Genomic DNA, 23438 nt, shown 5'->3' with positions numbered 1-23438 from the left:
CTCAACTTCATCATCGCTGAGGTGATCCGTCACCATGAGGCGATCGCTTCGGAGCCGCTGACCAGCAGTGCGGTCCGTCAGTCGGAGCGCTGAAACCTCGATACCATGATCATCTGGGGGATATTTGGGAGATCATTTCTGAGTCTCCCAGATCTGGTTCCAGCCCAGGGCCTCCATCGTCCGCTCGTACCGCCGCTCGAACGCGGCGAGCCGGTGCCGGCGCATGGAGGGCGTGGGGTGCTGGTACACGCCCTTGATCCCAGGGTACTTGTGCCCGGCCTGCTCATGCTGGAGCAGCGGGTGCACGTCCTCCTCGGCCTGCCAGGTGTCGTGGGTGTGCCGGAGCCGACGCATCGTCAGCCCCGGGTGAAGGGGCTCCCACTCCTCGCAGGCCGGCCGCCCGCGCCCGGGTGGCCGGGCAGGACGGCCGTCAGCGGCCGGGCGGATGATCTCGTACCACGCGTTCCTCCACCACCACTTGCCCTTGGCAGTGGTGAAGACGTACTCATGCGGCCTGGCGTCCAGGTGCTGCTGGAGGAGGTCTGCGAGGAAGGGGGGCAGGTCGATGTCTCGTGCCGACTGCGGGTTCTTCAGCGGCTCGATGCCCCGGAAGGCGGTCCGCTTGCCTGTCTCCGGGTCGCGCTTGGCGTACTCGGCCAGGGCGCCGATCTCGGCGTCGATCCGGATGATCGGGCAGGTGAACATGCCTCCGTTCTCGTCGGCCTCGGCCCGAGTCAACAGGGCGTTGTCGCGGTGCAACCCCACGAGCTCTTCCCAGCGAGGGCCGGCAAACGCCGTGGTGAGGACATGGAGACCGTAGAGCGGGCCGAGTCGCCGCGCGAGCCGCAGGACGGTCTCCGTGGTCGCATACGGCGCCACCGGCGGCTTTGCAGGAGCCGCCTGGACGCCGCGCCGCGCCGCTGAGGCGGCGTCCACGCCCGTCAGGCGCCGGTTGTAGAGGTGGTTGATCGGGATCCGTCGAGCGTCCACGGCGCCGGTGAGGATCCGTGAGAGCAGCCCGACCGCGTCCCGGATCGTGCTCTCCGCCACCGTGCCGGCCAGTCCGCGGGCCCAGGCCTCGACCTCGAACCAGTTGAACGCGATCAGCGCCGTGTCCCGCCAACGGGGGAGAAGGTGGGATTCCAGGAGGTTCCACCGGTTGTCGGTGGTTCGGCCGCGAGGAGACTGCGCCTGGAGCCATTCCAGCGCCCATTCTCCGAATGAGACTCGGCCCAGCTTCGGATCGATCCACGTGCCGGCGCGGATGGCCGCTTCCTGCTCCTGGCCGTATTCGAGCGCGGTCGTTTTGGTTGGGAAACCCGGTTCGCTGTCCCAGCTACCATCGGGCTTTTTAAAACGTGCCCGCCAAGTGGCTTTTCCCTTTTTTCCCTTGGCCTGGCTCACGCGTTTCTCTGCATACGCCACAGCGTTCCCCTCTCGTCGTCTGGCCGGCGGGGCCAATCATGACGATAGGGCCCCGCCGTGCCGGACGGGTGGCGCTGTGCGAACGGCCGGGCCCCGGTGAATCAGCGGGTTTCCGGAGGGCCGTCCAGCCTCTGGGCCAGCAAGATAGCCTGCTCCTCCGAGTAGACGTTCTCGTCCAGCCAGATGGTTGGCTCGGTGTCGCCGCTCCTTTCGACGTAAACGTCTCCGTAGGGCATCTCCGGTACGAGCATGATCCGCATGAGGCAGCCCCTGTGCACCTGTGATGGGTGACCCCCCACTCAGGTAAACGGAATCCAATCATACGGTCGGGCGTAGGCAAAGAGGATTCAAGAATCTGACTTGTCATCAGAGAAGATCTGTCGGGCTGCCCGTTGGAGCTGACTCCACTTCCGCAGATCTTCCCGCATCCGCTCCGGGCTGGCCGGCGGCCGGGCGGCACCCCGCTTGAGGATCAGAACGGCCACCGAGTCGGGGTCGTCTGGAGCCAGGTCGATCACGTCGCCATCGACGACCTGGCCGCCAAGCAGCGCAAGCCGAACGCGCTCGGAGAGTTCGTCCAGGACGCTGTCGAGTTCCGGCGTCGTGGGCGGTGGGGCATGTGCGCCAACATCGGCACGGTCGGGCTCGCCGCCAGCGAGCACGGCCTCCACGCTCTCCGCGGTCCATCCGACCCGCCGGGCGAGTGCGCGGTGGGTCGGGGTCACCTTGCCGTACTCGTGCCCCCTCTCGATCTTCTGGATGGTCGCCCGGGCGAGGTCCAACTGGTTGGCCATCTCGCCCTGTGTCAGGCCGGCGGTCTTGCGGGCTGCGGCGAGCATGCGCCCCAGCCGAACCCAGTCTCTGTCCATGGTGCTCATGATGCACCACCCTCATGCAACCAACGAGACCCGATCCAGCCTTTGGCCTGCTTTAAGGCTTGCATTGGGTTGCACAGAGGGTGTGCACGGTAGTCAAGGCGCCGGCCATGCGCTCCATCGCAAGCCCTTCAAAGGACTGCGATGTAGTCATAGCGTCACCAAAAAGCTTGCAACGCAGGCCCAGCTGTGGTTCCGTTCTCTTGTGACACCGAATGGCACGGCGATCAGGGTCATCCGAAGGGCTTCTAACGTAAGCCTGCGCCAGCTCGCGATGCGGTCCGGTCTCGACCGCTCCTTCATCTCGCGCGTCGAGCGCGGCGAGTCGGGGGCGAGCGAGAAGAGCCTCCGCGAGATAGCGGCAGCGCTGGACGTCCCCGTAGCGGCCATCAACCGAGAGGAGATGTCGTGAGCACGCTCGTGAAGGAGATCAAGGCCCCGGCCAGGACGAAGGCCAAGGTCGGCTCGAAGAGCGACGTGGGGGCGGTGGTGCCGCTGACCGAGGCGGCCGTCCGGCACTACACCGCCGACGAGATCGAGAAGCTCCGCCTCCTGCCCTGCACGGCGCGCTGGCTGAAAAAGGAGGCGTACGCCCGCCGGGTCCCCTTCACCGGTGTCGCCGGGAAGCTGACCTGGAGGCTCGACCAGATCCTCGCCATCAGCCAGATGTTCGACTCCGCGCCGATCGGCCCGCGACGCACGGCCTGACGCGTCGCCGCAGATCCGCCATCAGCCCGGAAGAGAGCTGCTCCGTTGACTAGCACCACCCTGCGCGACGCCGCGCGCGAATTCCACGACGCTGGCCTGTGCGTTCTGCCGATCAAGGCGGACGGCAGCAAGGCGCCCGCCGTCAGCAGCTGGACGCCGTACAAGGTCACCCGCTCCGCCCCCGAGGACCACGACCGCTGGTTCGCCCCCGGGCGTGCCGCAGGCATCGCCGTCGTCTACGGCGCCGTGTCCGGCGGAGTCGAGATGATCGAGTTCGAAGGCCTCGCCGTCCGTGAAGGCGTCCTCGATGAGGTCACCGAGGTCATGGAGGCCTCCGGCCTCGGCGAGGTCTGGGCCTCCATCCGGACCGGGTGGGCAACCGAGTCGCCGTCCGGCGGCGTCCACTACCGGGTCCGTGTTGGTGGCGCTCCGGTGCCCCCGAACGCCAAGCTGGCCCAACGGCTGGCACACGAGCACGAGTACACCCCGGAGGAGCGCCAGCGCCTCGCGGAGAAGCCGAACAGCCGCATCGTGCGCGTTCTCGTCGAGACACGCGGCGAGGGCGGGTACGGCCTCACCGAGCCGTCTGACGGCACTGTCCACGCCTCCGGCCGACCGTACGTCCGGATCGACGGAGGGCCGGCCACCATCCCCACCGTCGCCGCCGACTTCATGGAGGCCGTACGCGACGTCTGCCGTATGGTCGACACCCTTCCGAAGGCCGAGACAGCGGCCACGGCGCCGGGTCGCAGCCGTCCCCCGCTTCCCGGCGGCGGTCTGCGGCCTGGGGAGGACTTCGAGCAGCGGGCGTCGTGGGAGGAGATCCTTCACGGCGTCTTCCGCCCGATCCGGACCACCGGCCGCACCACGTACTGGGGGTGGGCCGACGGCACCCGCGGGGCGAAGGCGACGACCGGCCGTGATCTGGCCGCCGACCGCTTGTACGTCTTCACCACCTCCTCTGAATTCCAGGCCGAGGTGCCCTACACCAAGTTCGGCGCCTACGCCCTGCTGCACCACGGCGGCGACCACAAGGCTGCTGCGGCCGCGCTCCGGCGCCAGGGGTACGGGTCCGAGCCGGAGCGCCGCCGTCTCGCACCGGCCCGGCCGGTCGAGATGTGGTCCGACGGATCGGCCGCCCTCGACCCCGCGTACGAGCCGGAGGAGGGCGAGGCGCCGGAGCGGCACCTCCAGGCCGTCCCCGATCGACCGCAGCTCGACATCACGAACGAGGCCGACGGCATCGACGGGATCCTCGCGCTCATGGCCACCGGCCGTCTGCCCGATCTCTACAAGCGGGCGTCGGGCCCGTGCTGGGTGCATCTCGACGACCTGGGCGACCCCGTCGTCCACCAGCTGGCGACGGACAACTTGCGCGCCTACCTCGCGGACCACGTCACCACCTACGTGGTGAAGAAGGACGCGGACGGCGTACTGACCGAGGAGCGCGAGCTCCTGATGCCGAAGAGCTGCGGCACGATCCTCGGCCGGAAGGACTGGGCTCTGCCGCCCCTGCGCGGCATCGTGACGTCCCCCGTGGTCCGGCCGGACGGCACGCTGCTTACGGACCCCGGGTACGACCACCGGACTGGTCTCTACCTCCATCCTCGGGTGCCGGTCCGCCGGCTCCAGCCGGCTGTCACCTCCGAGAGTCTGGACCGCGCCCGCCAGATCGTCCTGGGCCAGGTGCTCGCCGACTTCCCGTGGGTCGCCGACTCCGACCGGGCCCACTACCTGGCTGCGCTGCTGACACCCATCCTGCGCCCGCACTTTCATGGCCCCACGCCCATGTTCGTCATCACCGCGACCGCCTCTGGCTCCGGAAAGTCCCTGCTGAAGGACCTGCTGGGGCACTGCTACGGGGTCGCGGGTACTCCCTGGCCTGAGAACGACACCGAGCTGAGGAAGTCCATCACGACGCAGCTCTACACCACTGGCCAGCCCGTGGTGGCGTTCGACAACCTGCCCACCGGCCACGTTATGAAGAGCCCCGTCCTGTCCGCACTGCTCACCGACGAGCAATGGGGCGACCGTGTCCTCGGCGCCACCGGCAGGGTGGTCATGCGCAACGACCGGGTGTGGGTTGCCACCGGCAACGCCCTGCGCACCAGCGGCGACAACCGACGCCGGGTCTTCTGGGTGCGTCTGAACCCCAACTGCCCGGATCCGGACCAGCGCGACGGCTTCACGATCGGCGACCTCCGGCCCTGGCTCCGCACGAACGCCTCCACGCTCGTGGCCGCGCTCGTGACGCTCGTACGAGCGTGGCTCGCCGCAGGGTCCCCGCTGATCCGGACTCGGAAGGGCGACTACTCGGAGTGGGCCACGATGATGGCCGGCCTCCTCGGTTTTCTCGGCGTCGCCGGCTTCAACGACGACCAGGACAACGCGCTCGACCAGGACGACGAGCTCGCCGAGTGGACCGCGTTCCTGGAGATGTGGCGCGAGCATCTCGGTGCTGATCCCGTCCAGGTCGGGAGGGTGATCGGCAGCCTCCCGGACCACGTTCCGCGCCTGCGGGATGGTGACGTCCCGTCAACGAAGCAGCTTGGCCTCTGGCTCAAGGCGCGCGAGGGCCGATATTTCGGCACCCACAAGCTGACCAGGGTCTTCGACTCTCACCGAAAGGTGAACCTCTGGCGGGTCGATGTCCACGCAGGCTGACCCGTCTGCGGGGAGTGCGGGTGTCTCATCCGCACCTGCGGGGAGTTCACAGGGCCCCCGCAGCGATCCTGACCAGCGCAAACGCGGGCGTGCGGGGAGTTGCGGGGAGTTGCGGCCCCCTCCTTCTACCGCACGCGCATCACACATCCATCGCGCATCACGTGCGACGTACCGATCACGACGACTCGAATCGGGCTCCGTCACAAGGGGATGACGAAAACTCCCCGCAACTCCCCGCACACCCGCAAAGCCCCAGGCCAGAAGCCATGCGGACCCGGCACGGAACACCCGCAAGCGCTCTCGGACTTCCCGCACTCCCCGCAAACACCCAGCACAGAATCGAGGTGTCCCATGTCCTTCGACCTCCGCCCGTACCAGCGCGAGGCCATCTCCAGGCTCATCGACGGCTGGCAGGCCGCCAACGCGACCCGGCTCGCCGTCGTCCTGCCGACCGGCGCCGGGAAGACCGTCGTCCTGTCCCACCTGATCAGCCGTATGCACCAGCAGACCGGCCGCCGGGCCATGGTCATCGCGCACCGCGAAGAGCTCATCCAGCAGGCCGCCGCCAAGATCCGGGCCATCGCCCCGCACCTGAAGGTCGGCGTCGTCAAGGCTGGCCGGGACGAGCACCGCGGCGTGGACGTGATCGTCGCGAGCATCCAGACCCTGGCCGTGCGGAAGCGGCGGGCCGCGATCACCGGCGTCGGCCTGGTCGTCGTCGACGAGTGCCACCACGCCGCCGCCGACTCTTACGTCGAGGTCCTCGATCATTTCGGTGCCTGGTCGGGCGTGCCGGTCGCCGGCTTCACCGCCACCATGACCCGCACCGACGGAGGCCTCGCCGACGTCTGGCAGGACATCGTGTTCAAGCTCGACATCCTTGACCTGATGGCCGACGGTCACCTCGTCGACGTCCGCGGCAAGCGGGTCCGGGTCGGTGGCCTCGACCTCGACAAGGTCAAGACCCGCGCCGGTGACCTCCAGGACAGCCAGCTCGGCCAGGCCCTGGAGGACTCCGGCGCGGCCCGGGTCGTCGCCGACGCCTACGTCGAGCACGCCGCGGACCGGCGGGGCGTGGTGTTCACTCCGACCGTCGCCACCGCCCACGGCATGGCCGAGGCTCTCACCGGCGCCGGCATCCCCGCGGCCGCCGTCTGGGGCGACATGCCCCGCGAGGACCGCACCACCACCCTCGACCGGTACAAGGCCGGTGACGTCCAGGTCCTCACCAACTGCATGGTCCTGACCGAGGGCTTCGACGCGCCGTGGGCCTCCTGCGCGGTGATCGCCCGGCCCACCAAGTCGGCCGGCCTGTACGTCCAGATGGTCGGCCGCGTGCTCCGTCCGTCGCCCGGAAAGGTCGACGCCCTGGTCCTCGACGTGATGGGCAGCTCGACCCGGCACAAGCTGGCATCCATCGTCGACCTCACCGGCCGGGACGTCGGCACGTTGCGCGAGAACCAGTCGCTCGCCGAGGCCGCAGCCGAGCCCGCCGAGCCCGAGCCCGAGCAGCCCGTGACCGGCGCCGCGATCGCGGTCGGCTGGGAGGACGTCGATCTGTTCCACCACTCCCGGGTGCGCTGGCTCCGGACCAGCGGTGGTATCTGGTTCATCCCGGCCGGCCGCAGCCTGTACTTCCTCGTGCCGAGTGCGGCCGGTCTCTACCGGATCCGCCGCTGGTCCCAGGACGGCGGTGTCCAGCCCCCGAGCCTTGACCACGACTTCACCCAGGCCGACGCGATGCGGTGGGCCGAGATCGGCGCCCGCAGCCGCGAGGGCCACGCTCTGACTCTGCGCGACTCCGCCTGGCGGGCCCGCCCGGCGTCCCCGAAGCAGTTGGCCATGTGCCGCTACCGGCGGGTGCGGGTCGGCCCCGGATGGACCGCCGGCGACGTCTCCGACGCGCTCGACATCGCCCAGGCGACTGCGCTGCTCGACCCGTGGGTCCGGGCGTCCGCCGCCGTCGCTGCTTGAGGCGGGCGGGCCCACCCCTAGTAGGCCCGCCCGGCTCCCATCCAACCACCCAGAGAGGAGAACCCGATGACCACCGCGATCACCCCCGGATCGGTGCGCGCCGCGTCCCCGCTGCCTCTGAACGTCGACGACCAGGTCCTGTCCTGCCGTACCACCGACCCGGACCTGTGGAACTCGCCCGTCCACGCGGAGCAGCTGCTGGCTGCGGACCTCTGCCACGACTGCCCGTACATGCTCGCCTGCCGCTCCTGGGCCCGGGCCACCGGCCAGGCCGGCGTGTGCGGCGGGGAGACCCCGGCGGAACGTCGGCGCACCCACACCGCCGACGCGGCGGGCCGCCTCACCGCTGCGGATGTGAACGGCTGATGGCCCGCCCCGTTCGCTTGAGCCCGGACGCACGACGCACGGCCGCCCTCGTCCTCCAGCGTGCCGGCTACTCCGCCAACCAGATCAGCAGCCTCCTTCGAGAGAGCGTCGCGCCCCTCGCAGCCACGCGGCTGACGCACGAACTGCTGGACCAGGGAACCGCGTTCCTGCGCGACATCGGGTTCACCTACTACGGCATCAGCAGGGCTGAGGAAGGCCTTCGATCAACCCTGCCGCTCCGGGCGACGACCCCGCCACCAGATGACCCCGGACCGGAGCAGCTCTCCCTGACCTTCTCCTGACGCCCGCCGACCGCCCGCCAGCGCGCGGGCGGCCCGACCACGAAGGAGGCCACCGTGGCCACCACCCGACTCACCTGCCTTGACGCCGAGGCCGCCGCCAACGTCGTCGCCGAACACGCCCCGTACGGCGGCCGCAGCAACACCGTCGTCCAGGACGGCGGCGTCGTCGTCATCGACTTCTACGATCCCCGCTGGCCGATGGACATCGCCGAGTACGCCTTCGAGCAGGGCCTGGCCCACGGCGAGGACGCGGCTCGCGTGATCGCCGCCGCGTCGGACGCCGTCGACGCTGCCCGCTGACCCACCCCGCCGGCCTGCCGTCGCCCGGCGGCAGGCCCCGCTCCGAAGGAGACCCATCGTGACCATGACCATGGACCAGGCCGAGGCGTACCTCTACGAGGTCGAAGACATGCTCGACGCCGTCGGCCTCAGCCCCTCCGACATTGACATTCGCGACTGCGACGAGCTCGCCGAGGACGGCATCACCACCGTCCCCTCCGCCGTCCTCACCTGGCGGCCCGAGCACCCGCTCGTCGACGCCGACACCTACCCGCACGGCTTGCTCGTCGCCTGGTCGACGGAGACGGGATGGCAGTACGCCAGCCTCCGCGCGGACGGCAGTAACGAGCAGCTCCAGGACCTCGGGTGCGGCGGCACGCTGGGTGCACCCGGGCAGATCGCCCTCCGCATCGGCCACGTCGCCCAGGGCCTGCCCCTGCCGCCCGCCAACTGACCGACTGCCCGCCACCGGCCGCCCGCCACCGTGCGGGCGGCCTTCACCCCAAGGAGGTCACCGTGGGCATGCAGACCAGCGCCCGCCTTCTGTACGGCGTCGCTCTCCCCGCTGAGATAGAGGACGACCAGGTCGATCGCATCATCGCCTCTGACCCGGACCTTGCCCGCCTCGGCCACGCGTGGGCTGGCACCCGGTCCGGCGGCACCCGCTACCTGACGGCCTACTACGTCTCCGCCGACCTGGGCACTCCGGACACCGTGCGGGCCGGCGAACTGCACTCCGGCCACGCCTTCCACCGGAATGTCCAACTGCGTACCGCGTGGGAGGCCCTCGGCCTGCCGCCGGAGGATATGCCGGCACCGGGCTGGGTCCTCGCCGCGAACTGCACCTGACCCGCCCCGCTGGCCTGCCGTCCCGGTCGGCAGGCCAGCACCCCTGCCCTACCAGCCACGCCTCGGAGGTACTTGTGACCACCTGCCTCTCCTGCGACACCCCGACGCGGTACGGCGCCTGCCTGTGCCGGCTGTGCGTCGACCGCGCCGACAGCTGCCTGCGGGAACTGCCGGGCCTGTACGAGGTCCTGGAGGACTGGCTGCGCCCGTCCTCCCAGGTGTCCACCGCGGTGGGCACTCGCAGCGCCAGCCCGGACGCGCCGATGCCGGTGACGGAGGAGGTGCTGGACATCCGGGGTCCGGGTGGGATGGTCACCGTGCTGGAGCAGTGGCGGCAGGCCTGGTGCGAGGACGCCGGGATCCGGTGGCCGGCCCCGTTCGGGACCTACCGGGGCCGGCTGCTGCGCGCGGTGCGGGCCCTGCGCGAGCAGCTGCCCGCCATGGCGCAAGCCTGGCCCGAGGCCGGCCAGTTCGTGGACGAGGTCCGCGAGCACCACGCCGCCGCGCTCAGCATCGTGGACCCGCGCGAGCGCACGGTGCGGGCCGGCAACTGCACAGCCCAGGTGGACGGCGAGGTGTGCGGTGCGGTCCTTCGAGCGATGCCCGGAGTGCCGGAGATCCGGTGCGCCTGGTGCGCGACGGCCTACCCGCCAGCCGCGTGGCTCGACCTGGCGAAGGCCAGCTGACTCAGTTTCCCGGCTTGGTCGGCCGGGGCGGCCGCACCGGCGCCTCGTCCGTCTCGTAGGTCAGCCACCGAAGGAAGTCGCGAATCACGGCGCCCCGGTTGCGCGGGCCGACCGCTTGGCCAGCGGCCGCCCAGAGCTCTTTCTCGACCCGGATGGTCTGGCGGGGCGTCTTCTCGACGTTCGGCATCAGGTCTCCACTCTCGTCACGACATCTGAGGCTAGCCCTTGCGGTGTCATGACACCAGGGCTACGCTAGGTGTCATGACACCGGGGGATTTCCCCCAGCAGAACGGCCCCACCAAGGTGACGCCATCACCAAGGCAGGGCCTAACCGGAACCCTTGCACGAACAAGGAGACCAGCTGTGAGCAATGCTCCCACGCTGTCGGCCGCGCCGACGCCCGCCCCCCGCCAGCAGTTCGAGGCGATCTACCGGACCCACTCCCAGCAGATCACCACGTACATCGCCCGGCGGCTCTTCCGCACCGACCACGCCCTCGCCGAGGACCTCGCCAGCGAGACGTTCCTCAGCCTCTGGCGCGGCCTGCAGAGCGGCCTGCAGGTCAAGTACCCCCGCGCCCTGCTCCAGACCATCGCCCAGCGCGCCATCAGCGCGCACTTCGAGCGGCGCTCCGCCTGGGAGTCGGCCACCGACTTCGCCGAGTCCACCGTGAACATCGCGGCCGGCCCCGCCTTCACGCCGCACCTCGGCGCGCTGCTGGCCGAGGTCGAGCAGGCCGAACAGGCCCTCACCGAGGCGTGCACCGCCTACAAGACGCTCACCCAGCGGTACGCCGCCGCGTGCGGCACGCTCGCGAACGCGACTGACCCCGAGGCGATCACCCTGGCGGAGATCCGCCGCGACCGGACCGCGCTCCTGCGCCAGGCCGCGCTCGACGACTTCGCTGCGGCCGCGCTCGCCGCCGCCCGGGCCCGCGCCGAGTGGAACGCCGAGGCCACGCTCGCCGCCGACGAACCGCTGCCCAAGCGCGACCCCGGCAAGACCCTGCGCCGCACCCCGGCCACCGTCGGCCGGCCCAAGCCCACCCCGAGCCGGACGGCGGCCGCCGCGTGAACCTCAACGACCACCGCGCCGCCTACAAGGCCGGGCACGACGCCGTCGGCCGGCTGCTCGCCGTCCTCACGCCGCTGCCGACCGGGATCACGGTCAACTGCGCGGCGTGGTCGCCCTGCGAGCCAACGATCGACGTGCGCCTCCACCGGGACCTGCCGGGCCTGGAGGCCTGGGCCACGGTCCTCGGGGCCGAGCTCGCCTCCGAGCCGCGCAGCAACGGGCGCACTCACTGGAGCCTGACCACCGAGGTCAACGGCGTCCCGGTCGAGTGCTGGACGCTCCTCGACGCGCCGGACGCCGGCGAGTGACCGCGCCCTACCTGTGCGGCTGCGGCGGCAACTGGCGCAACCACACGCCGGTCCTCCGCTGACGTAACGCCCCTGGCGGAAGTGCCAGCGCCCCCGCGCGCCGTGGCCACCGCCCCACTCACCGCCCGGGGCCGAGGTGCAGACACCCCTCGGCCCCGGGCCACCACACCACCATCCCCGGAGCCACCGTGCCCATCCTCACCCGCACCGTCCAGTGCGAGCGCCCCATCACCTGGACCGCCCCCGACGGCACCACCCGCACCGACACCGAGACCTACCCCGTCCAGGTCCCGCGCGACTGGCGCCGCGGCGGCCTCACCGCCGCCGCCACCGCCACCGGCGTCCTCCTGGTCGTCGCCGTCGCCTGGTCCACCGCCTCGATCGGAGACCTCCTGGCCGGCGCCGTCGACCCCGTCATCGCCTACGGCGCTGCCACCGCCTTCGACGCCGCGTGGATCATCTGCATGATCCTGGAGTGGCTCGCCCGCGACGACCCGGACAAAGCCGGCCCGCCCCGCACCTTCGGCTGGATCGCCCTGGTCATCGCGATGGCCGCCGTCTGCGTCCACGGTTTGCTGTCCGATGCCGAGCACGCCTTCGCCACCGGCATCATCGGCGCCGGCGTCTCCGCGATCGCCAAAATCGTCTGGAGCCTCGTCATCGCCCACACGACGAAACCCCTGTCGCCGATGGCCCAGGCCTGGGTGCGCGAGCGCCGCGAGAGCGCCGACGCCGAACTCCTCGACGCACGCCTGGGCGTCGAGCTGCTGCGCTCCCGTGCCCAGGCCGCCGCATACCGCGCCGCCTACACCGCGGCCCCTGCCATCGAGCCCGGACCGGACCCGGACAAGCCGTCCGGACAGCCCGCCCCCGTCTCGCCGACTGTCCGCTCCGCTGTCCGCGCGGCCATCGAGGTCAGCCCGGGCGCCTGGCCCGAGGACATCGTCGAGCAACTCGCCCGGATCGGTATCGAGACCGACGCGGACACCGTCCGCCTCCTGTCCGGACAGCAGACGGACAGGCATGACAGCAGCTCAGGGGACGTGCTGTCGCTCGTTCCCCACAGCCCGGACGACACCATCACGGACACCGTCCGCGCTGCTGTCCGGACCCACGGCGAGGACGTGGACGCTGTCCTGTCCGCTGTCCGCCGCGTCCACGGCCCCGACGTGAAGCGCGACACCGTCCGCCGACTCGTCGACCGCGTCGCCGGTTGAAGCGCCGCGCCGCGTGGGCGGGCGCCTCCCGCCCACGCTCGGCCGGCTTCTGCCCCCTGGGCCCCATCGCTTCGACTCCGTCACCTGGAGACGCCATGGCCTTCTGGCCGAAGAGCACCAACCCCCCGGCCGCCGCCGACGCGAGCCCGGCCGGCCGCACGCCCACCGAGCGCCGCCGTCGCGAGCGCGAGATCCGCCGCATCGACGCCGCCACCGCGAAGTGGCTGGCCCGCGGCGGCCGCCCCGCCCGACTCCCCAAGGACTGGAGCTGACATGGCGATCCTGCTCCTGGCCCTGTTCGGCACGGCCGACGCCGGTCTCATCCTCTGGGGCATTCGCGAGCTTGCCCGGCGGTGGTCCCGGTGACCACACCCGACTGGGACGACGACCTCGCGGGCCTCCTGCAGAGGCTCGCCGCCTACACCGCCCCCACCACCCCCGTTCCGCCGGAGCCCACCGCGCCGCCGATGCCCTCGACACCGCCGACCGTCCCGCCCCAGGCCCCGACCGGCCAGGCCTCCGCCGTCCCGATCACCGGCCCGGAGTGGTGGCGCAAGGCTGGCCCCACCCCCGTGCACACCCCGATCCCGCTCGGCGCCGCCCCCGGCGACCAGGGCGCCGCCCGGCCGTCCATGGAGGCCGCCGCGGCCGCGTTCTGGGCGCCGGTCGGACGGATCATGTCCGAGCAGTTCCACCACATCGCCTCCGAGGTCGGCCAGCAGGTCGGCCAGCTCCTCACCGAGACCGAGGCACAGCGCTGGGCCCGCGAGCAGGTCGAGTACGAGGCCCTGCGCGACTCCCAGCGCGCCCTGCGCGACGCCCAGTTCGCCGCCGCCGGCGAAACCCCGGAGCAGAAGGCCCGGCGCCACGCCGACGAGGCCGCCTCCGAACGCGGCCACCAGCGCCACGACCTGGTCGGCCTGGTCGACCTCCTGGCCGACCGGATCGGCGAGACCCCCGACGAGCGCGCCCAGCGCCGCCGGGCCGAGCACGAGCTGCAGCGCCAGCGCGCCCGCGCCCAGGAGGACGCGGTCCTCGCCGCCCGCGGCGAGAGGCCCGAGGACCGCGCGCGCCGCCACCGGCAGCAGCAGCTCGCCGACCGGCGCGAGGCCCAGGCCCGGGCCCGCCGCCAGCGCCGCCGCGCCGCCCGCGTCGCCGGTCCCACCGACCGCACCAGCCGGTTCCGCCGCTGGTGCACCCTTACCGCGATCAGCGCCATCGGCGGCTACGCGATCGGCCTCGTGCCGCTCCTCGCCCCCGGCGGCCCCTGGGTCGGCGGCCTGATCGCCTTCTTCGGCTGGGCCCTGGACCTCCTCACCCGCGACCTCGGCCGCCTGCGCGTCAGCGAGGTCCGCGGACCCGCACCCCTCGCGCTCCTGGTCCTCCTGCGCGTCCCGGTCGCCTCCGGCCTCGCCGTCGCCCTGGGCGTCGGCGGCCTCTTCCCCTCCCTGCACCTCTTCAGCTGACCGACAGGAGACCCACCATGAGCAGCACGGCCACCAGCCTCATCTCCCTGGGCACCGGCGGCGCCGCCACCGTCGGCACCTTCTACCTCTACGTCGGCATCCGCGGTAAGGGCAAGATCGACGTCAAGCCGGACAACGTCCCCTACTGGTCCTACGGCATCGGACTGCTCGCGGCCAACGCGGGCACCGCGTTCCAGCAGCTGCCCACCATCAGCCAGCAGCTCCACGACGCGTTCCAGGGCAACCCGGCGATCGGGGAGTGGGGGCCCGGCGCCACCGCCGCCCTCGCCACGGTCGCCGTATTCGGGCTCGCGCCCCGCGCGTGGAAGGACAGCCTCCTCGGCGCCCTGGCCCCCTCGCTGTTCGCCGCAGCCGGCGGACTGTGGGCCATGCCCGCCAACGTGCTGGGCAGCCTCCTCACCTCGGTCGTGGCCTGATGGAGAAGCTGATCCCGGAGAAGCTGTTCCCCACCGAGCGCGCGACCGCCGGCCACCGCCTGCGGATCATCGCCACCATCTGCTACCCCGTCACCGGCCTCATGACCGGCACCCCGGTCCTGATCCGCAAGCTGACCGCCCCCCAGCTCAAGCGGCGCGCCGAGGCCGCCGACCTCCGCACCAAGGCCGCCGAGCTGGCGGCCGAGGCCACCGCGTTCGAGGAGGCCGCGTTCGCCAAGAAGCTCGCCGAGGCCGACCCCGCCAAGCGCCGCGCGATGATCCACGCCCGGGAGGCGGCCCAGGTCGCGGCCAAGGAGGTCGCGGCCGAGCTGGCCAAGGCCGACCGCAAGGCCGCCCGCAGCAAGCTCGGCGACTCCGCCGGCGCTGCCGCCCTGCTGCTGATCGTCGGCGGCCCCCTCGTCTGGTCCCTCGCCCGCCCCCTGATCGGCCCGGGGATCGGCCTGCTGCTCGGCGGCTGGTGGATCGCCGCCCTCATGCACGCCCCGGCCAAGGAGAAGCAGGCGAAGGAGAGCGCCTCCACCGCCGGCCGCGACCAGGTCGTCGCCGACGACCGGAAGCCCTCCTCCGAGGAGGGGCCGGCCACCGAGGAGGAACCCGTCGAGGAGGCCCAGGAGCCGCCCGCGGCCACCCTCCCGACCCCCGCCGACGCCTCCCGCGCGGTGGCCTTCCTCGGCGCCGACGGCACCCACGTGGCGCTCTCCACCGTGGTCGCTCACCTGGCCGCCGAGCACCCCTCCTGGGAGCGCTCCGGAAAAGCCGTCAAGGCCCTCCTCCAGGGAGCCGGAATCCGCTACCGCGACGGGGTCAAGGTCGACGGCACCAGCGTGCCCGGCATCCACCGCGACGACGTCCCCCCGCTCCCCTCCCCTCCCGCCGCCGCTCCTGGGTCCGTTGTTGTTGCAGGTCAGAGCAACAACAACAACCACAACAACGCCCGGAAGTGGTCCACCCGAGAGGGGTTCGTCATGCGTACCGACCCTGACAACCCCGCCCGAACGATCGTCGTCCAGCGGCCGACGGCCGCGCCTCGCTCCGCCTGAGCACCCCAGCAGCAGCCCTGCCAGAGCCCCCGGGTCTGGACCCGCGTTGAGGAGCGCGGCCACGACGGCTGGTACGGCCACCACTACGTCACCGAGGACTGACCCACCGCCGCACGACCGCCGAGCCCTCGTCAGTACCCGCTGGCGGGGGCTCGGCCATGCCCGCACACTGGCCAGATGGAGTACTTGTCCCTGCCCCCTGGCTCCTTGACCACCAGCCTCGCGGCCCGCGCCGCCGGCGTCGCTCCCGCCACCATCCGCGACTGGGTTCGCCGCGGCATTCTCACCCGATCCGGCGGCACCCCGATGCGCCCGATCTACCGCGTCTCCGACGTCCAGGCCGCCCGCCACGCCGCCAAGCCCACCCGCCCAGGCCAGCGCGGCGCTTGACAAGATCGAACACCCGCGCCACGCTTTGAGCGACGCCGCATGCCCAGACGCACGCGGACCACAGACACCGAGGGCCCCACGGCAGCAGCCGCGGGGCCCTTCGTCATGCCAGGAGGAGACGCCAGTGACGACCACCCCCAAGCCCGTCGCCGACCGAGCCGCAGTGCCGAGCGTCCCGGCCGGCGTGCCCGACACGGTGACTCACGCGCAGATGGTCGCCGCGCTCCGCTCGCTGGGCCTGCCGGTCGAGCTGATCACCGATGTGCACCTGACCCTCGACACCATCTCGTTCACTGTCCAGGTGCACGACTCCAAGGGCCGACTTCTCGCCCGTGACGGCGGGGAGGTGCTCACGGCCACCACCTACATCGATGTCGTCGCCGACCCGCGGGCCACCGGCGGCACGATCCGCAACGTGGTGTCCGTCGACCCCGACCGCGGCCCCGACGGGTGCTTCATGCCACCCGTCCGTACCCCCCAAGTGAAGGTGACCGTGAACCCGCCGTCCTCCAGCGAGTTCGCGCGCCAGTTCCTCAACTCCGTCATGAGGTCGTAGTCCCGACCGGAGAGGAGCAGCACATGCCCATCCCCGCTGGACTCCAGAGCGTCAGCGTGGGGCTGCCCGGCGCGCTGCGGGCGGACGGGTCGGTGCGGCGCGGCAGCATCGTGTTCGAGCCGGAGCCGGCGGTCGTCACCGCCGCCCAGGCCGGGGCCCTGTTCGCTGGCGCCGTCACCGTGGTCTACGACGGGGCGAGCAGCCCCGGCCCGGTGTCGCTGCTCGCCGTCGACTCCACCGGCATCCAGCCGACCGGCTGGACATACCGGGTCACAGAGCGCTGGCACGACGCCCCGGGCCGCAGCTATCCGATCAGCCTGTCCGCCGCGACGCCGGTGGTGAAGCTGGCCGAGCTCGCGCCGACCGCGCCGACCGCCGGCGAGTACGTCGTCGTCACCGGGCCGCCCGGCCCGCAGGGCGCGCAGGGAGTCCAGGGCCAGCAGGGTGTCCAGGGTGTGCCCGGCGAGCGCGGGCCCGCAGGGGCGGACGGGTGGGGGACCCAGGCGACGTACGACGCGCTCGCCTCCCGGGTGTCCGCCGTGGAGGCCGGGTTCACCGTCGTGAACGCCTACATCACCGACGCGCTCAACCGGATCGCCAGCCTGGAGAGCAGGGTCACCGCGCTGGAGAACCCGTAACGCGCCGGCCTTGGGGGACACCCCCCCACCCCCCTCAACACCCCCCACCCCCCTCTCCGGGAGGAGGCACCCCCCTGTGGCCGGAGCCACCCGCCACCGCAAGGGCCGCCCCTACCGGCGGGCCCGCGCTCAGATGTTCGCGATCTACGGCGACCACTGCCACCTGTGCGGGCACCCCGGGGCGGGTGAGGCGGACCACCTCGGCCCGGTCTCGCTGCACCCCGACCAGCCCGTCGACCCGCACCTGATGCGCCCGGCGCACGGCGCGCTGACCCCGTGCCCGACGTGCGGCCGGCACTGCAACCAGGAGCGCGGGGCAGGCCCCATCACGCGGCCGCTCACGACCTCGGAGCCGTGGTGACGCGCCGTCGCGCGCGCGAGCCGCGCGGCCGCCGACTTTTTTAGTCGGGGCCGGCCGGGAGGCCCCGCGCCCATTCCCCCGCCTCTCTCCCCGCGATTTCGAGCCGAGGTGATCATGAGCGGCGACGTGCTCGGAGCCGTCACGTCGGGTGACCGGCGGGCCGCCCTGGAGGCGGTGCGCGACAAGCTGGCCACCGAGCTGGAGGAGTCCTCGGGGCCGGTGGTCGCGCAGCTGTCGAAGGAGCTGCGGGCCACGATCGCCGAGCTGGAGTCCCTGCCAGGCGGACGGGAGGTGAGCGCGCTTGACGACCTCTCCGCCCGCCGTGCGGCTCGGCGCGCAGGTGCCCAGGGTGGCGACCTACCCGCCGGCGGCGAGCAGCGCGGCAGCTGAGTTCATCGACCTCGCCGCGTCGGCCGGCCTGATCCTCGACCCCTGGCAGCAGTACGTCCTCACCCACGGCCTGGGCGAGCGGGCCGACGGCTCCTGGGCGTCGTTCAAGAACTCGGTGTGGGTGCCGCGGCAGAACGGCAAGGGCGGGATCATTGAGGCCCTGGAGCTGGGGTGGCTGTTCCTCACCCGCGAGGAGCTGATCCTCCACTCGGCCCACGAGTACAAGACCGCCGAGGAGGGGTACCGGCGGGTGCGGGGGCTGGTGGAGAACACCCCCGATCTCGACCGGCACGTTCACAAGTACTGGCAGGCCAACGGCGAGCAGGGCATCGAGCTGCGCAGGTCCTCCGGCGGGGGCCGCCTGAAGTTCATCGCCCGCTCGCGCGGGTCCGGCCGCGGCTTCTCCGGCGACAAGAACATCCTGGACGAGGCCCAGGAGATCATCGCGGCCCAGATGGCGGCCCTGCTTCCCACCATGTCGGCCCGCCCGGACCCGCAAATCTGGTTCTTCGGCACCCCGCCCGAGAGCGCGGACGCCTGGTGCTACAGCCTGCGCGAGGACGGCGAGTCCGGCGCGGACCCGAGGATGATGCACCTGGACTGGGGGACCGACCTCGACCCGACCGACCCCGAGCAGCGCCGCCAGGCCGCCCGGGACGTCGACCTCTGGTACGCCTGCAACCCGACGCTCGGCCGCCGGATCACCGAGGAGTACGTCCGGGGCGAGGCCCTGCCGTCCGGCCTCGGCGAGCGGTTCATGACCGAGCGCCTGGGCGCCTGGCTGCCGCGACTGGTCGACGGCGCCGGCGCCCCGCTGACCCCGGAGGCCTGGGAGGCCCTGGCCGACGCCGAGTCCCGGCGCTCGGGCGACGTGGCGTTCGCCGTCGACGTCACCCCCTCGCGGGACTTCGCGTCGATCGCGATGTACGGGCTGCGCGCGGACGGCCTCGGGCACGTCGAGCTCGTCGACCGCCGGCCCGGCACCGACTGGTTGGTCGAGCGCCTGGTGCAGCTGCGCGAGCGGCACAAGCCGGTGGCGATCGGCCTGGACGCGAAGGGCCCGGCGGGGTCGCTGCTGGTCGAGCTGAGCAAGCGCGGCATCGAGGCCCCGGACGACCCGGAGCACCCCGAGCGCGGGCAGCTCGCCCTACCGCTGGCCCAGGACGTGGCGGCCGGCTGCGGGCAGCTGGTCGACGCCGTGAAGCAGGGCACCCTGCGCCACATCGGCCAGGAGCCGGTCATGGCCGCGATCCGCGGCGCCAAGACGCGCCCGCTCGGCGACGCCTGGGCGTGGGCCCGGCGGGTGAGCACCGTGGACATCTCCCCGCTGGTGGCCGCCACCCTCGCCCGGTGGGCGTTCGAGTCGCGCGCCCACCTGGTGCACGACGACTACGACGTACTCGACTCCGTGTTCTGAGAGGGGGCGTGATGCGCACCATCGTGACGACCCTGCTCGACGTGATCGGCCTGCTGCTGCTCGCCGCAGGTGCGGCCGCGGCCGCGTGGCTGCTGGTCGGCTGGGCGTCCCTGGCCGTGGCCGGCGCCGTGGTCCTGGCAGGTTCCTGGCTCGCCGCCCGACGGCCCGACGGGGGTGGCGGCGCGTGAGCCTGTTCCGCCGCCGCTCCGCGCCGGGCCCGACCGGCGAGCAGCTGATCCCGCCCCGGCCCGACGCCGTGCGCGGCACCGCCCGCGTGACCAACGAGACCGCGCTGCGGCACTCCGCGGTGTGGGCGTGCCTGCGCCTGCGGGCAAACATGATCTCGACCATGCCGGTCGACCTCTACCGCAAGGTCGACGGCATCCAGGTCGAGGTCACCAAGCCCCCGGTGCTGATCACCCCCGGCGGCGACAAGGTCGACATGCAGGAGTGGCTCTACTCCAGCCAGTTCGACCTCGACCGCGCGGGCAACGCCTTCGGGCTGATCACCGCACGGGACGGCCTCGGCTTCCCGGCCCGCATCGACCTCGTGCCGCTCGGCGAGGTCACCGTCAAGGGCAGCGGAGGCGAGATCACCACGTACCGGATCGGCCGCACCGAGTACGACCCGGCCGAGGTCTGGCACGAGCGGCAGTACACCGTCGCCGGGTTCCCGCTGGGCCTCTCCCCGGTCGCCTACGCCGCGTGGTCGATCGCCGAGTACCTGTCCATCCAGGACTTCGCACTGGACTGGTTCGGCACCGGCGGCATGCCGGCCGCGATGCTCAAGAACACCGCCAAGGCCATCTCCCCGCAGCAGGCCGCCGAGGTCAAGTCCCGGTTCAAGGCAGCGACCGCGCACAGGGACCTGTTCGTCGCCGGCGCGGACTGGGAGTACAAGATGATCCAGGCCGAGCAGGCCGGCTCCGCCTGGGTGGACGCCAAGCAGTTCGGGATCGCCGACGTGGCCCGGTTCTTCGACTGCCCGGGCGACCTCATCGACGCCGCCGTCGGCGGCACCTCGCTGACCTACGCCAACATCTCCCAGCGCAACCTCCAGTTCCTGATCATGAACCTGGGCCCGGCCGTGGTCCGGCGCGAGAACGCGCTGAGCCGGCTGTCCTCCCGGCCGCGGTTCGTGAAGCTGAACACGGACGCGCTGCTGCGCATGGACCCGGCGACCCGCTCGCAGACCATGCGCACGCAGATCGAGGCCCGGATCCTCGCCCCGTCCGAGGCCCGCATGCTGCTGGACCGCCAGCCGTTCACCGAGGCCCAGTACGCCGAGTTCGACCGGCTGTTCGGCAGCCGCAACCCGCCGCCCGCCCAGGCGCCCGCGCCTGCCGCTCCGCCCGGAGGTACCCCATGAACCAGCTAGCCCTGCGGGCCGCCGCCGCCCAGTCCCGCGCCCAGGCCGGCCTCGCCCAGCGCGCAACGCCGCGCGACCGCCCCGAGGCCGCCGACGTCCGCTTCACCTCCCAGCTGCGCGCCAAGAAGACCGTGCGCGACGACGGCCTGGAGTACTTCCAGGTCGAGGGCTACGCGTCGGTGTACGAGCGTGGCTACGAGATGTGGGACTGGTACGGGCCCTACACCGAAGTCGTCTCCCTCGGCGCCGCCGAGAAGACCCTGAGCCAGAACCCCGAGGTGGTGTTCCGGTTCAACCACGCGGGCACCCCGATGGCCGGCACCCGCAACGGGCGGCTGGAGCTGTGGGAGGACAGCCAGGGCCTGGGGCAGCGCGCGTTCCTCAACCCGAAGCGGTCGGACGTGCAGTTGCTCGTCCAGGCGATCGAGGACGACGACGTGCGCGAGCAGTCGTTCCAGTTCCGTATTACCCGGGGCGTCTGGTCGCCGGACTACACCGAGTACCGGATCGAGGAGTTTGACCTGGACCGCGGCGACGTCGGCCCCGTCACCTTCGGCGCGAACCCGCACACCTCGGTGGCGGCCCGGAGCGGTGAGTTCCTGGCGTCCATCCCGAGCCTGCCGCCGCTGGTGGCCCGCGAGGCCTACACGCTGCTCGGCCAGCGGCCCGACCTCGCCGCCGCGCGCACCCAGCCCGCGCCCGCCGGCCCGCCGCCGGCGCCCACCCCCGTGCCGGTTCCGGCTGCGGCCGCCGTGCCGCAGGGCCGGTCGCTGTCCCTGCTGACCACCCAGCTCCTGGTCGCCAAGGCTGCGGACTGACCGCCCCCCTCGACCACCCCGCCGTCCGGCAGATCGCCCGGAGGCACCGGCCCGCGCACCGGCAGATCGCCCGGCCCGCGGCCGCCCACACCCACACCCGATCTGACCGAAGGACATCACCATGCCCGTCATCGACGATCTCATCGCCGGCATCGAGGTCGAGCTGGAGGCCGCGCAGAAGCGCGGCACCAAGGCCATCAAGGAGGTGGAGCTGATCATCTCCAAGGCCGGGCAGGAGGGCCGCTCCAACCTCACCCCGGAGGAGGACGAGCGCGTCTCCCAGTGCTTCGCCGCCCGCGACCAGGCCAAGGCCGACGAGGCGGGCATCAACGTGAAGCTGGCCAACGCCCGCAAGGTCAAGGCGGACGAGCAGGAGCGTGCCGAAGCCCAGCGCACCGTCCAGCCCACCCAGACCCGCACGCCCGCCTACGACCAGGTCGCCCGGATCGGCTCCGAGGAGCGCACCTACCGCCCGGACACCGACCGCCGCGGCAAGCAGTTCCTCATGGACATCTCCCGGCAGTTCCTGTTCCAGGACGTCGAGGCCTCGGCCCGCCTGGCCCAGCACATGCGCGAGGAGCGCGTCGAGCGCGCCCAGTACATGCAGCGCGCGGTCGGCACCGGCAACTTCGCCGGCCTGACCGTCCCGCAGTACCTGACCGAGCTGTACGCGCCGGCCACCGCCGCGCTGCGGCCCTTCGCCGACATCTGCAACGTGCACCCGCTGCCCGAGCAGGGCATGTCGGTCAACATCTCCCGCATCACCACCGCGTCGAGCGCCGCCCTCCAGGCCGCCGAGAACGACGCGGTGTCCGAGACCGGCATGGACGACACCCTGCTGACCATCCCGGTGCAGACCGCGGCCGGCCAGCAGACCGTCTCCCGGCAGGCGATCGACCGCGGCAGCGGCATCGAGGACGTCACCATGCAGGACCTGTTCAACCGGGTCGCCACCGTCCTCGACTCCACCCTCCTCAACCAGGCCTCCACCGGCCTGAGCGCGGTCGCCGCGGCCACCACCTACACCGACGCCTCGCCCACCGGCGCCGAGCTGTACCCGAAGATCCTCGGCGCGGCCGCCGGGGTGGAGGCGGCCCTTCTCGCGATGGGCAGCCCCACCCACGCCGTCATGCACTCGCGCCGCTGGTACTGGCTGTCCAGCCAGATGTCCAGCACCTGGCCGCTCATCAACTGGGCCGGCCTGCCGACCCAGGCCGGCGGCACCGCCGACCCGGCCAGCTCCTACGCGAGCGGCGTGCGCGGCGTCTTGCCGTCCGGCCTGAAGGTCGTCGTCGACAACAACGTCGGCACCGGCCTCGGCGCGGGCACCAACGAGGACGAGCTGTACGTCGTCCCGTCCTCGGAGTGCCACCTGTGGGAGGACCCGGACGCGCCGATGTTCATCCGCGCCGAGCAGCCCAAGGCGGGCAACCTCGGCGTCCTGCTGGTCGCGTACTCCTACTTCGCGTACACCTTCGGCCGGTACGCGAACGGCACCGGCAAGGTCTCCGGCACCGGCATGGTCACCCCCACCTTCTGATCCCCCGGCGGCCGGGCCCCACCGGCCCGGCCGCCCCGCCCAGACAGGAACCGGCCATGGCCCTTCGCCCCGTCCTCGCCGACCTCGCCCTCGCCCCCGCCGCGCGGACGGCCTCGGTCACCAGCGGCCCGATCGCCGCCGCCGGCCAGGCCACCACCGTGCTGCTCGGCGTCCACTGCACCGCCGCCACCGGCACCACTCCCACCCTCGACGTCGCTCTGGAGGAGTCCGCCGACGGCGCCACCTGGACGGCCGTGGCGGGCGGCGC

Annotated in this window: 32 protein-coding genes; 28 read left to right on the top strand and 4 right to left on the bottom strand. The window is 72.2% G+C overall.

Features of this window, described 5'->3' with window-relative positions; translation table 11 throughout:
- Positions 1-132: 132 nt before the first annotated feature.
- The 3 genes from ABT093_RS38045 to ABT093_RS38035 form a co-directional block, all read right to left on the bottom strand.
- Entirely contained in the window at positions 133-1404 is a 1272-nt protein-coding gene (locus tag ABT093_RS38045) for a site-specific integrase (protein WP_350572061.1), read from the bottom strand.
- Positions 1405-1526: 122 nt separating this feature from the next.
- Complete coding sequence (locus ABT093_RS38040) at positions 1527-1685, bottom strand: hypothetical protein (protein ID WP_350572060.1); 159 nt, start codon at positions 1683-1685, stop codon at positions 1527-1529.
- A gap of 87 nt (positions 1686-1772) precedes the next feature.
- Positions 1773-2303, bottom strand: a complete 531-nt coding sequence (locus ABT093_RS38035; RefSeq protein WP_350572059.1) for a helix-turn-helix domain-containing protein — start codon at positions 2301-2303, stop codon at positions 1773-1775.
- Here ABT093_RS38035 and ABT093_RS38030 point away from each other — a divergent pair.
- The 10 genes from ABT093_RS38030 (at position 2293) to ABT093_RS37985 (ending at position 10128) form a co-directional block, all read left to right on the top strand.
- A complete protein-coding gene (locus ABT093_RS38030) occupies positions 2293-2712 on the top strand; it encodes a helix-turn-helix domain-containing protein (RefSeq protein WP_350572058.1) in 420 nt (139 codons plus the stop codon). The two genes, ABT093_RS38035 and ABT093_RS38030, sit on opposite strands and share 11 nt — an antisense overlap.
- Positions 2709-3008 (top strand): hypothetical protein, encoded by a 300-nt coding sequence (locus tag ABT093_RS38025; protein WP_350572057.1) that lies wholly within the window; start codon positions 2709-2711, stop codon positions 3006-3008. Before ABT093_RS38030 ends, ABT093_RS38025 begins: the two co-directional genes overlap by 4 nt.
- 45 nt (positions 3009-3053) lie before the next feature.
- Complete coding sequence (locus ABT093_RS38020) at positions 3054-5672, top strand: bifunctional DNA primase/polymerase (protein ID WP_350572056.1); 2619 nt, start codon at positions 3054-3056, stop codon at positions 5670-5672.
- Between the two features lie 351 nt (positions 5673-6023).
- Complete coding sequence (locus tag ABT093_RS38015; protein WP_350572055.1) at positions 6024-7646, top strand: DEAD/DEAH box helicase; 1623 nt, start codon at positions 6024-6026, stop codon at positions 7644-7646.
- Positions 7647-7712: 66 nt separating this feature from the next.
- Complete coding sequence (locus ABT093_RS38010) at positions 7713-8012, top strand: WhiB family transcriptional regulator (protein WP_350572054.1); 300 nt, start codon at positions 7713-7715, stop codon at positions 8010-8012.
- On the top strand, positions 8012-8314 hold the full coding sequence (locus tag ABT093_RS38005; RefSeq protein WP_350572053.1) for a hypothetical protein: 303 nt from the start codon (positions 8012-8014) through the stop codon (positions 8312-8314). Before ABT093_RS38010 ends, ABT093_RS38005 begins: the two co-directional genes overlap by 1 nt.
- 54 nt (positions 8315-8368) lie before the next feature.
- The gene (locus tag ABT093_RS38000) at positions 8369-8614 is read left to right on the top strand and encodes a hypothetical protein (protein WP_350572052.1); all 246 of its coding nucleotides are present in this window, start codon (positions 8369-8371) and stop codon (positions 8612-8614) included.
- Between the two features lie 58 nt (positions 8615-8672).
- Positions 8673-9047 carry a hypothetical protein gene (locus ABT093_RS37995; protein ID WP_350572051.1) on the top strand — a complete coding sequence of 125 codons (375 nt, stop codon included), beginning with the start codon at positions 8673-8675 and terminating at the stop codon, positions 9045-9047.
- Positions 9048-9109: 62 nt separating this feature from the next.
- Positions 9110-9442 carry a hypothetical protein gene (locus ABT093_RS37990; RefSeq protein WP_350572050.1) on the top strand — a complete coding sequence of 111 codons (333 nt, stop codon included), beginning with the start codon at positions 9110-9112 and terminating at the stop codon, positions 9440-9442.
- A 74-nt stretch (positions 9443-9516) separates the two neighbouring features.
- Positions 9517-10128, top strand: coding sequence for a hypothetical protein (locus tag ABT093_RS37985; protein WP_350572049.1), 612 nt, complete (start codon positions 9517-9519; stop codon positions 10126-10128).
- A 1-nt stretch (position 10129) separates the two neighbouring features.
- Here ABT093_RS37985 and ABT093_RS37980 read toward each other — a convergent pair whose 3' ends face one another.
- Positions 10130-10315, bottom strand: coding sequence for a hypothetical protein (locus ABT093_RS37980; RefSeq protein ID WP_350572048.1), 186 nt, complete (start codon positions 10313-10315; stop codon positions 10130-10132).
- Between the two features lie 176 nt (positions 10316-10491).
- Between ABT093_RS37980 and ABT093_RS37975 the strand changes: the two genes are divergently transcribed.
- From ABT093_RS37975 to ABT093_RS37890, 18 genes are all read left to right on the top strand, one after another.
- Positions 10492-11202, top strand: coding sequence for an RNA polymerase sigma factor (locus ABT093_RS37975; protein ID WP_350572047.1), 711 nt, complete (start codon positions 10492-10494; stop codon positions 11200-11202).
- Positions 11199-11510 (top strand): hypothetical protein, encoded by a 312-nt coding sequence (locus ABT093_RS37970; protein WP_350572046.1) that lies wholly within the window; start codon positions 11199-11201, stop codon positions 11508-11510. Before ABT093_RS37975 ends, ABT093_RS37970 begins: the two co-directional genes overlap by 4 nt.
- A gap of 188 nt (positions 11511-11698) precedes the next feature.
- On the top strand, positions 11699-12727 hold the full coding sequence (locus tag ABT093_RS37965; protein WP_350572045.1) for a hypothetical protein: 1029 nt from the start codon (positions 11699-11701) through the stop codon (positions 12725-12727).
- A gap of 95 nt (positions 12728-12822) precedes the next feature.
- Positions 12823-12999: a hypothetical protein gene (locus tag ABT093_RS37960; protein WP_350572044.1), complete on the top strand. Its 177-nt coding sequence runs from the start codon at positions 12823-12825 to the stop codon at positions 12997-12999.
- A gap of 90 nt (positions 13000-13089) precedes the next feature.
- Positions 13090-14193 carry a hypothetical protein gene (locus tag ABT093_RS37955; protein WP_350572043.1) on the top strand — a complete coding sequence of 368 codons (1104 nt, stop codon included), beginning with the start codon at positions 13090-13092 and terminating at the stop codon, positions 14191-14193.
- A gap of 17 nt (positions 14194-14210) precedes the next feature.
- The gene (locus ABT093_RS37950; protein ID WP_350572042.1) at positions 14211-14630 is read left to right on the top strand and encodes a hypothetical protein; all 420 of its coding nucleotides are present in this window, start codon (positions 14211-14213) and stop codon (positions 14628-14630) included.
- The gene (locus tag ABT093_RS37945) at positions 14630-15691 is read left to right on the top strand and encodes a hypothetical protein (protein WP_350572041.1); all 1062 of its coding nucleotides are present in this window, start codon (positions 14630-14632) and stop codon (positions 15689-15691) included. The genes ABT093_RS37950 and ABT093_RS37945 overlap by 1 nt, the downstream gene beginning before the upstream one ends.
- A 177-nt stretch (positions 15692-15868) precedes the next feature.
- Positions 15869-16081, top strand: coding sequence for a MerR family transcriptional regulator (locus ABT093_RS37940; RefSeq protein ID WP_350572040.1), 213 nt, complete (start codon positions 15869-15871; stop codon positions 16079-16081).
- Between the two features lie 124 nt (positions 16082-16205).
- The gene (locus ABT093_RS37935; protein WP_350572039.1) at positions 16206-16637 is read left to right on the top strand and encodes a hypothetical protein; all 432 of its coding nucleotides are present in this window, start codon (positions 16206-16208) and stop codon (positions 16635-16637) included.
- A gap of 23 nt (positions 16638-16660) precedes the next feature.
- Positions 16661-17275, top strand: a complete 615-nt coding sequence (locus ABT093_RS37930) for a hypothetical protein (protein WP_350572038.1) — start codon at positions 16661-16663, stop codon at positions 17273-17275.
- A gap of 76 nt (positions 17276-17351) precedes the next feature.
- A complete protein-coding gene (locus ABT093_RS37925; protein WP_350572037.1) occupies positions 17352-17636 on the top strand; it encodes an HNH endonuclease in 285 nt (94 codons plus the stop codon).
- Between the two features lie 114 nt (positions 17637-17750).
- Positions 17751-18026 carry a hypothetical protein gene (locus tag ABT093_RS37920; protein WP_350572036.1) on the top strand — a complete coding sequence of 92 codons (276 nt, stop codon included), beginning with the start codon at positions 17751-17753 and terminating at the stop codon, positions 18024-18026.
- The gene (locus ABT093_RS37915; RefSeq protein ID WP_350572035.1) at positions 17986-19443 is read left to right on the top strand and encodes a terminase large subunit domain-containing protein; all 1458 of its coding nucleotides are present in this window, start codon (positions 17986-17988) and stop codon (positions 19441-19443) included. The genes ABT093_RS37920 and ABT093_RS37915 overlap by 41 nt, the downstream gene beginning before the upstream one ends.
- 11 nt (positions 19444-19454) lie before the next feature.
- Positions 19455-19631 (top strand): hypothetical protein, encoded by a 177-nt coding sequence (locus ABT093_RS37910; protein WP_350572034.1) that lies wholly within the window; start codon positions 19455-19457, stop codon positions 19629-19631.
- Entirely contained in the window at positions 19628-20812 is a 1185-nt protein-coding gene (locus ABT093_RS37905; protein WP_350572033.1) for a phage portal protein, read from the top strand. The genes ABT093_RS37910 and ABT093_RS37905 overlap by 4 nt, the downstream gene beginning before the upstream one ends.
- Complete coding sequence (locus tag ABT093_RS37900; protein WP_350572032.1) at positions 20809-21630, top strand: HK97 family phage prohead protease; 822 nt, start codon at positions 20809-20811, stop codon at positions 21628-21630. Before ABT093_RS37905 ends, ABT093_RS37900 begins: the two co-directional genes overlap by 4 nt.
- Before the next feature lie 121 nt (positions 21631-21751).
- On the top strand, positions 21752-23170 hold the full coding sequence (locus ABT093_RS37895) for a phage major capsid family protein (protein ID WP_350572031.1): 1419 nt from the start codon (positions 21752-21754) through the stop codon (positions 23168-23170).
- 56 nt (positions 23171-23226) lie between these two features.
- On the top strand, positions 23227-23438 hold a 212-nt coding region (locus ABT093_RS37890; RefSeq protein ID WP_350572030.1), incomplete at its 3' end, for a hypothetical protein.

The sequence above is a fragment of the Kitasatospora sp. NPDC002551 genome (assembly GCF_040296005.1).
GTDB lineage: Bacteria > Actinomycetota > Actinomycetes > Streptomycetales > Streptomycetaceae > Kitasatospora.
The sequence above is the reverse complement of the archived record's forward strand: the minus strand, read 5'-3'. Positions and strand labels throughout refer to the sequence as shown.

Coding starts and splice junctions, on each gene's coding strand:
- ABT093_RS38040 (WP_350572060.1), bottom strand. CDS start 1,685: ATGCGGATCATGCTCGTACCGGAGATGCCCTACGGAGACGTTTACGTC.
- ABT093_RS38030 (WP_350572058.1), top strand. CDS start 2,293: ATGGTGCTCATGATGCACCACCCTCATGCAACCAACGAGACCCGATCC.
- ABT093_RS38035 (WP_350572059.1), bottom strand. CDS start 2,303: ATGAGCACCATGGACAGAGACTGGGTTCGGCTGGGGCGCATGCTCGCC.
- ABT093_RS38015 (WP_350572055.1), top strand. CDS start 6,024: ATGTCCTTCGACCTCCGCCCGTACCAGCGCGAGGCCATCTCCAGGCTC.
- ABT093_RS38010 (WP_350572054.1), top strand. CDS start 7,713: ATGACCACCGCGATCACCCCCGGATCGGTGCGCGCCGCGTCCCCGCTG.
- ABT093_RS38005 (WP_350572053.1), top strand. CDS start 8,012: ATGGCCCGCCCCGTTCGCTTGAGCCCGGACGCACGACGCACGGCCGCC.
- ABT093_RS37980 (WP_350572048.1), bottom strand. CDS start 10,315: ATGCCGAACGTCGAGAAGACGCCCCGCCAGACCATCCGGGTCGAGAAA.
- ABT093_RS37960 (WP_350572044.1), top strand. CDS start 12,823: ATGGCCTTCTGGCCGAAGAGCACCAACCCCCCGGCCGCCGCCGACGCG.
- ABT093_RS37950 (WP_350572042.1), top strand. CDS start 14,211: ATGAGCAGCACGGCCACCAGCCTCATCTCCCTGGGCACCGGCGGCGCC.
- ABT093_RS37945 (WP_350572041.1), top strand. CDS start 14,630: ATGGAGAAGCTGATCCCGGAGAAGCTGTTCCCCACCGAGCGCGCGACC.
- ABT093_RS37940 (WP_350572040.1), top strand. CDS start 15,869: ATGGAGTACTTGTCCCTGCCCCCTGGCTCCTTGACCACCAGCCTCGCG.
- ABT093_RS37930 (WP_350572038.1), top strand. CDS start 16,661: ATGCCCATCCCCGCTGGACTCCAGAGCGTCAGCGTGGGGCTGCCCGGC.
- ABT093_RS37920 (WP_350572036.1), top strand. CDS start 17,751: ATGAGCGGCGACGTGCTCGGAGCCGTCACGTCGGGTGACCGGCGGGCC.
- ABT093_RS37910 (WP_350572034.1), top strand. CDS start 19,455: ATGCGCACCATCGTGACGACCCTGCTCGACGTGATCGGCCTGCTGCTG.
- ABT093_RS37900 (WP_350572032.1), top strand. CDS start 20,809: ATGAACCAGCTAGCCCTGCGGGCCGCCGCCGCCCAGTCCCGCGCCCAG.
- ABT093_RS37895 (WP_350572031.1), top strand. CDS start 21,752: ATGCCCGTCATCGACGATCTCATCGCCGGCATCGAGGTCGAGCTGGAG.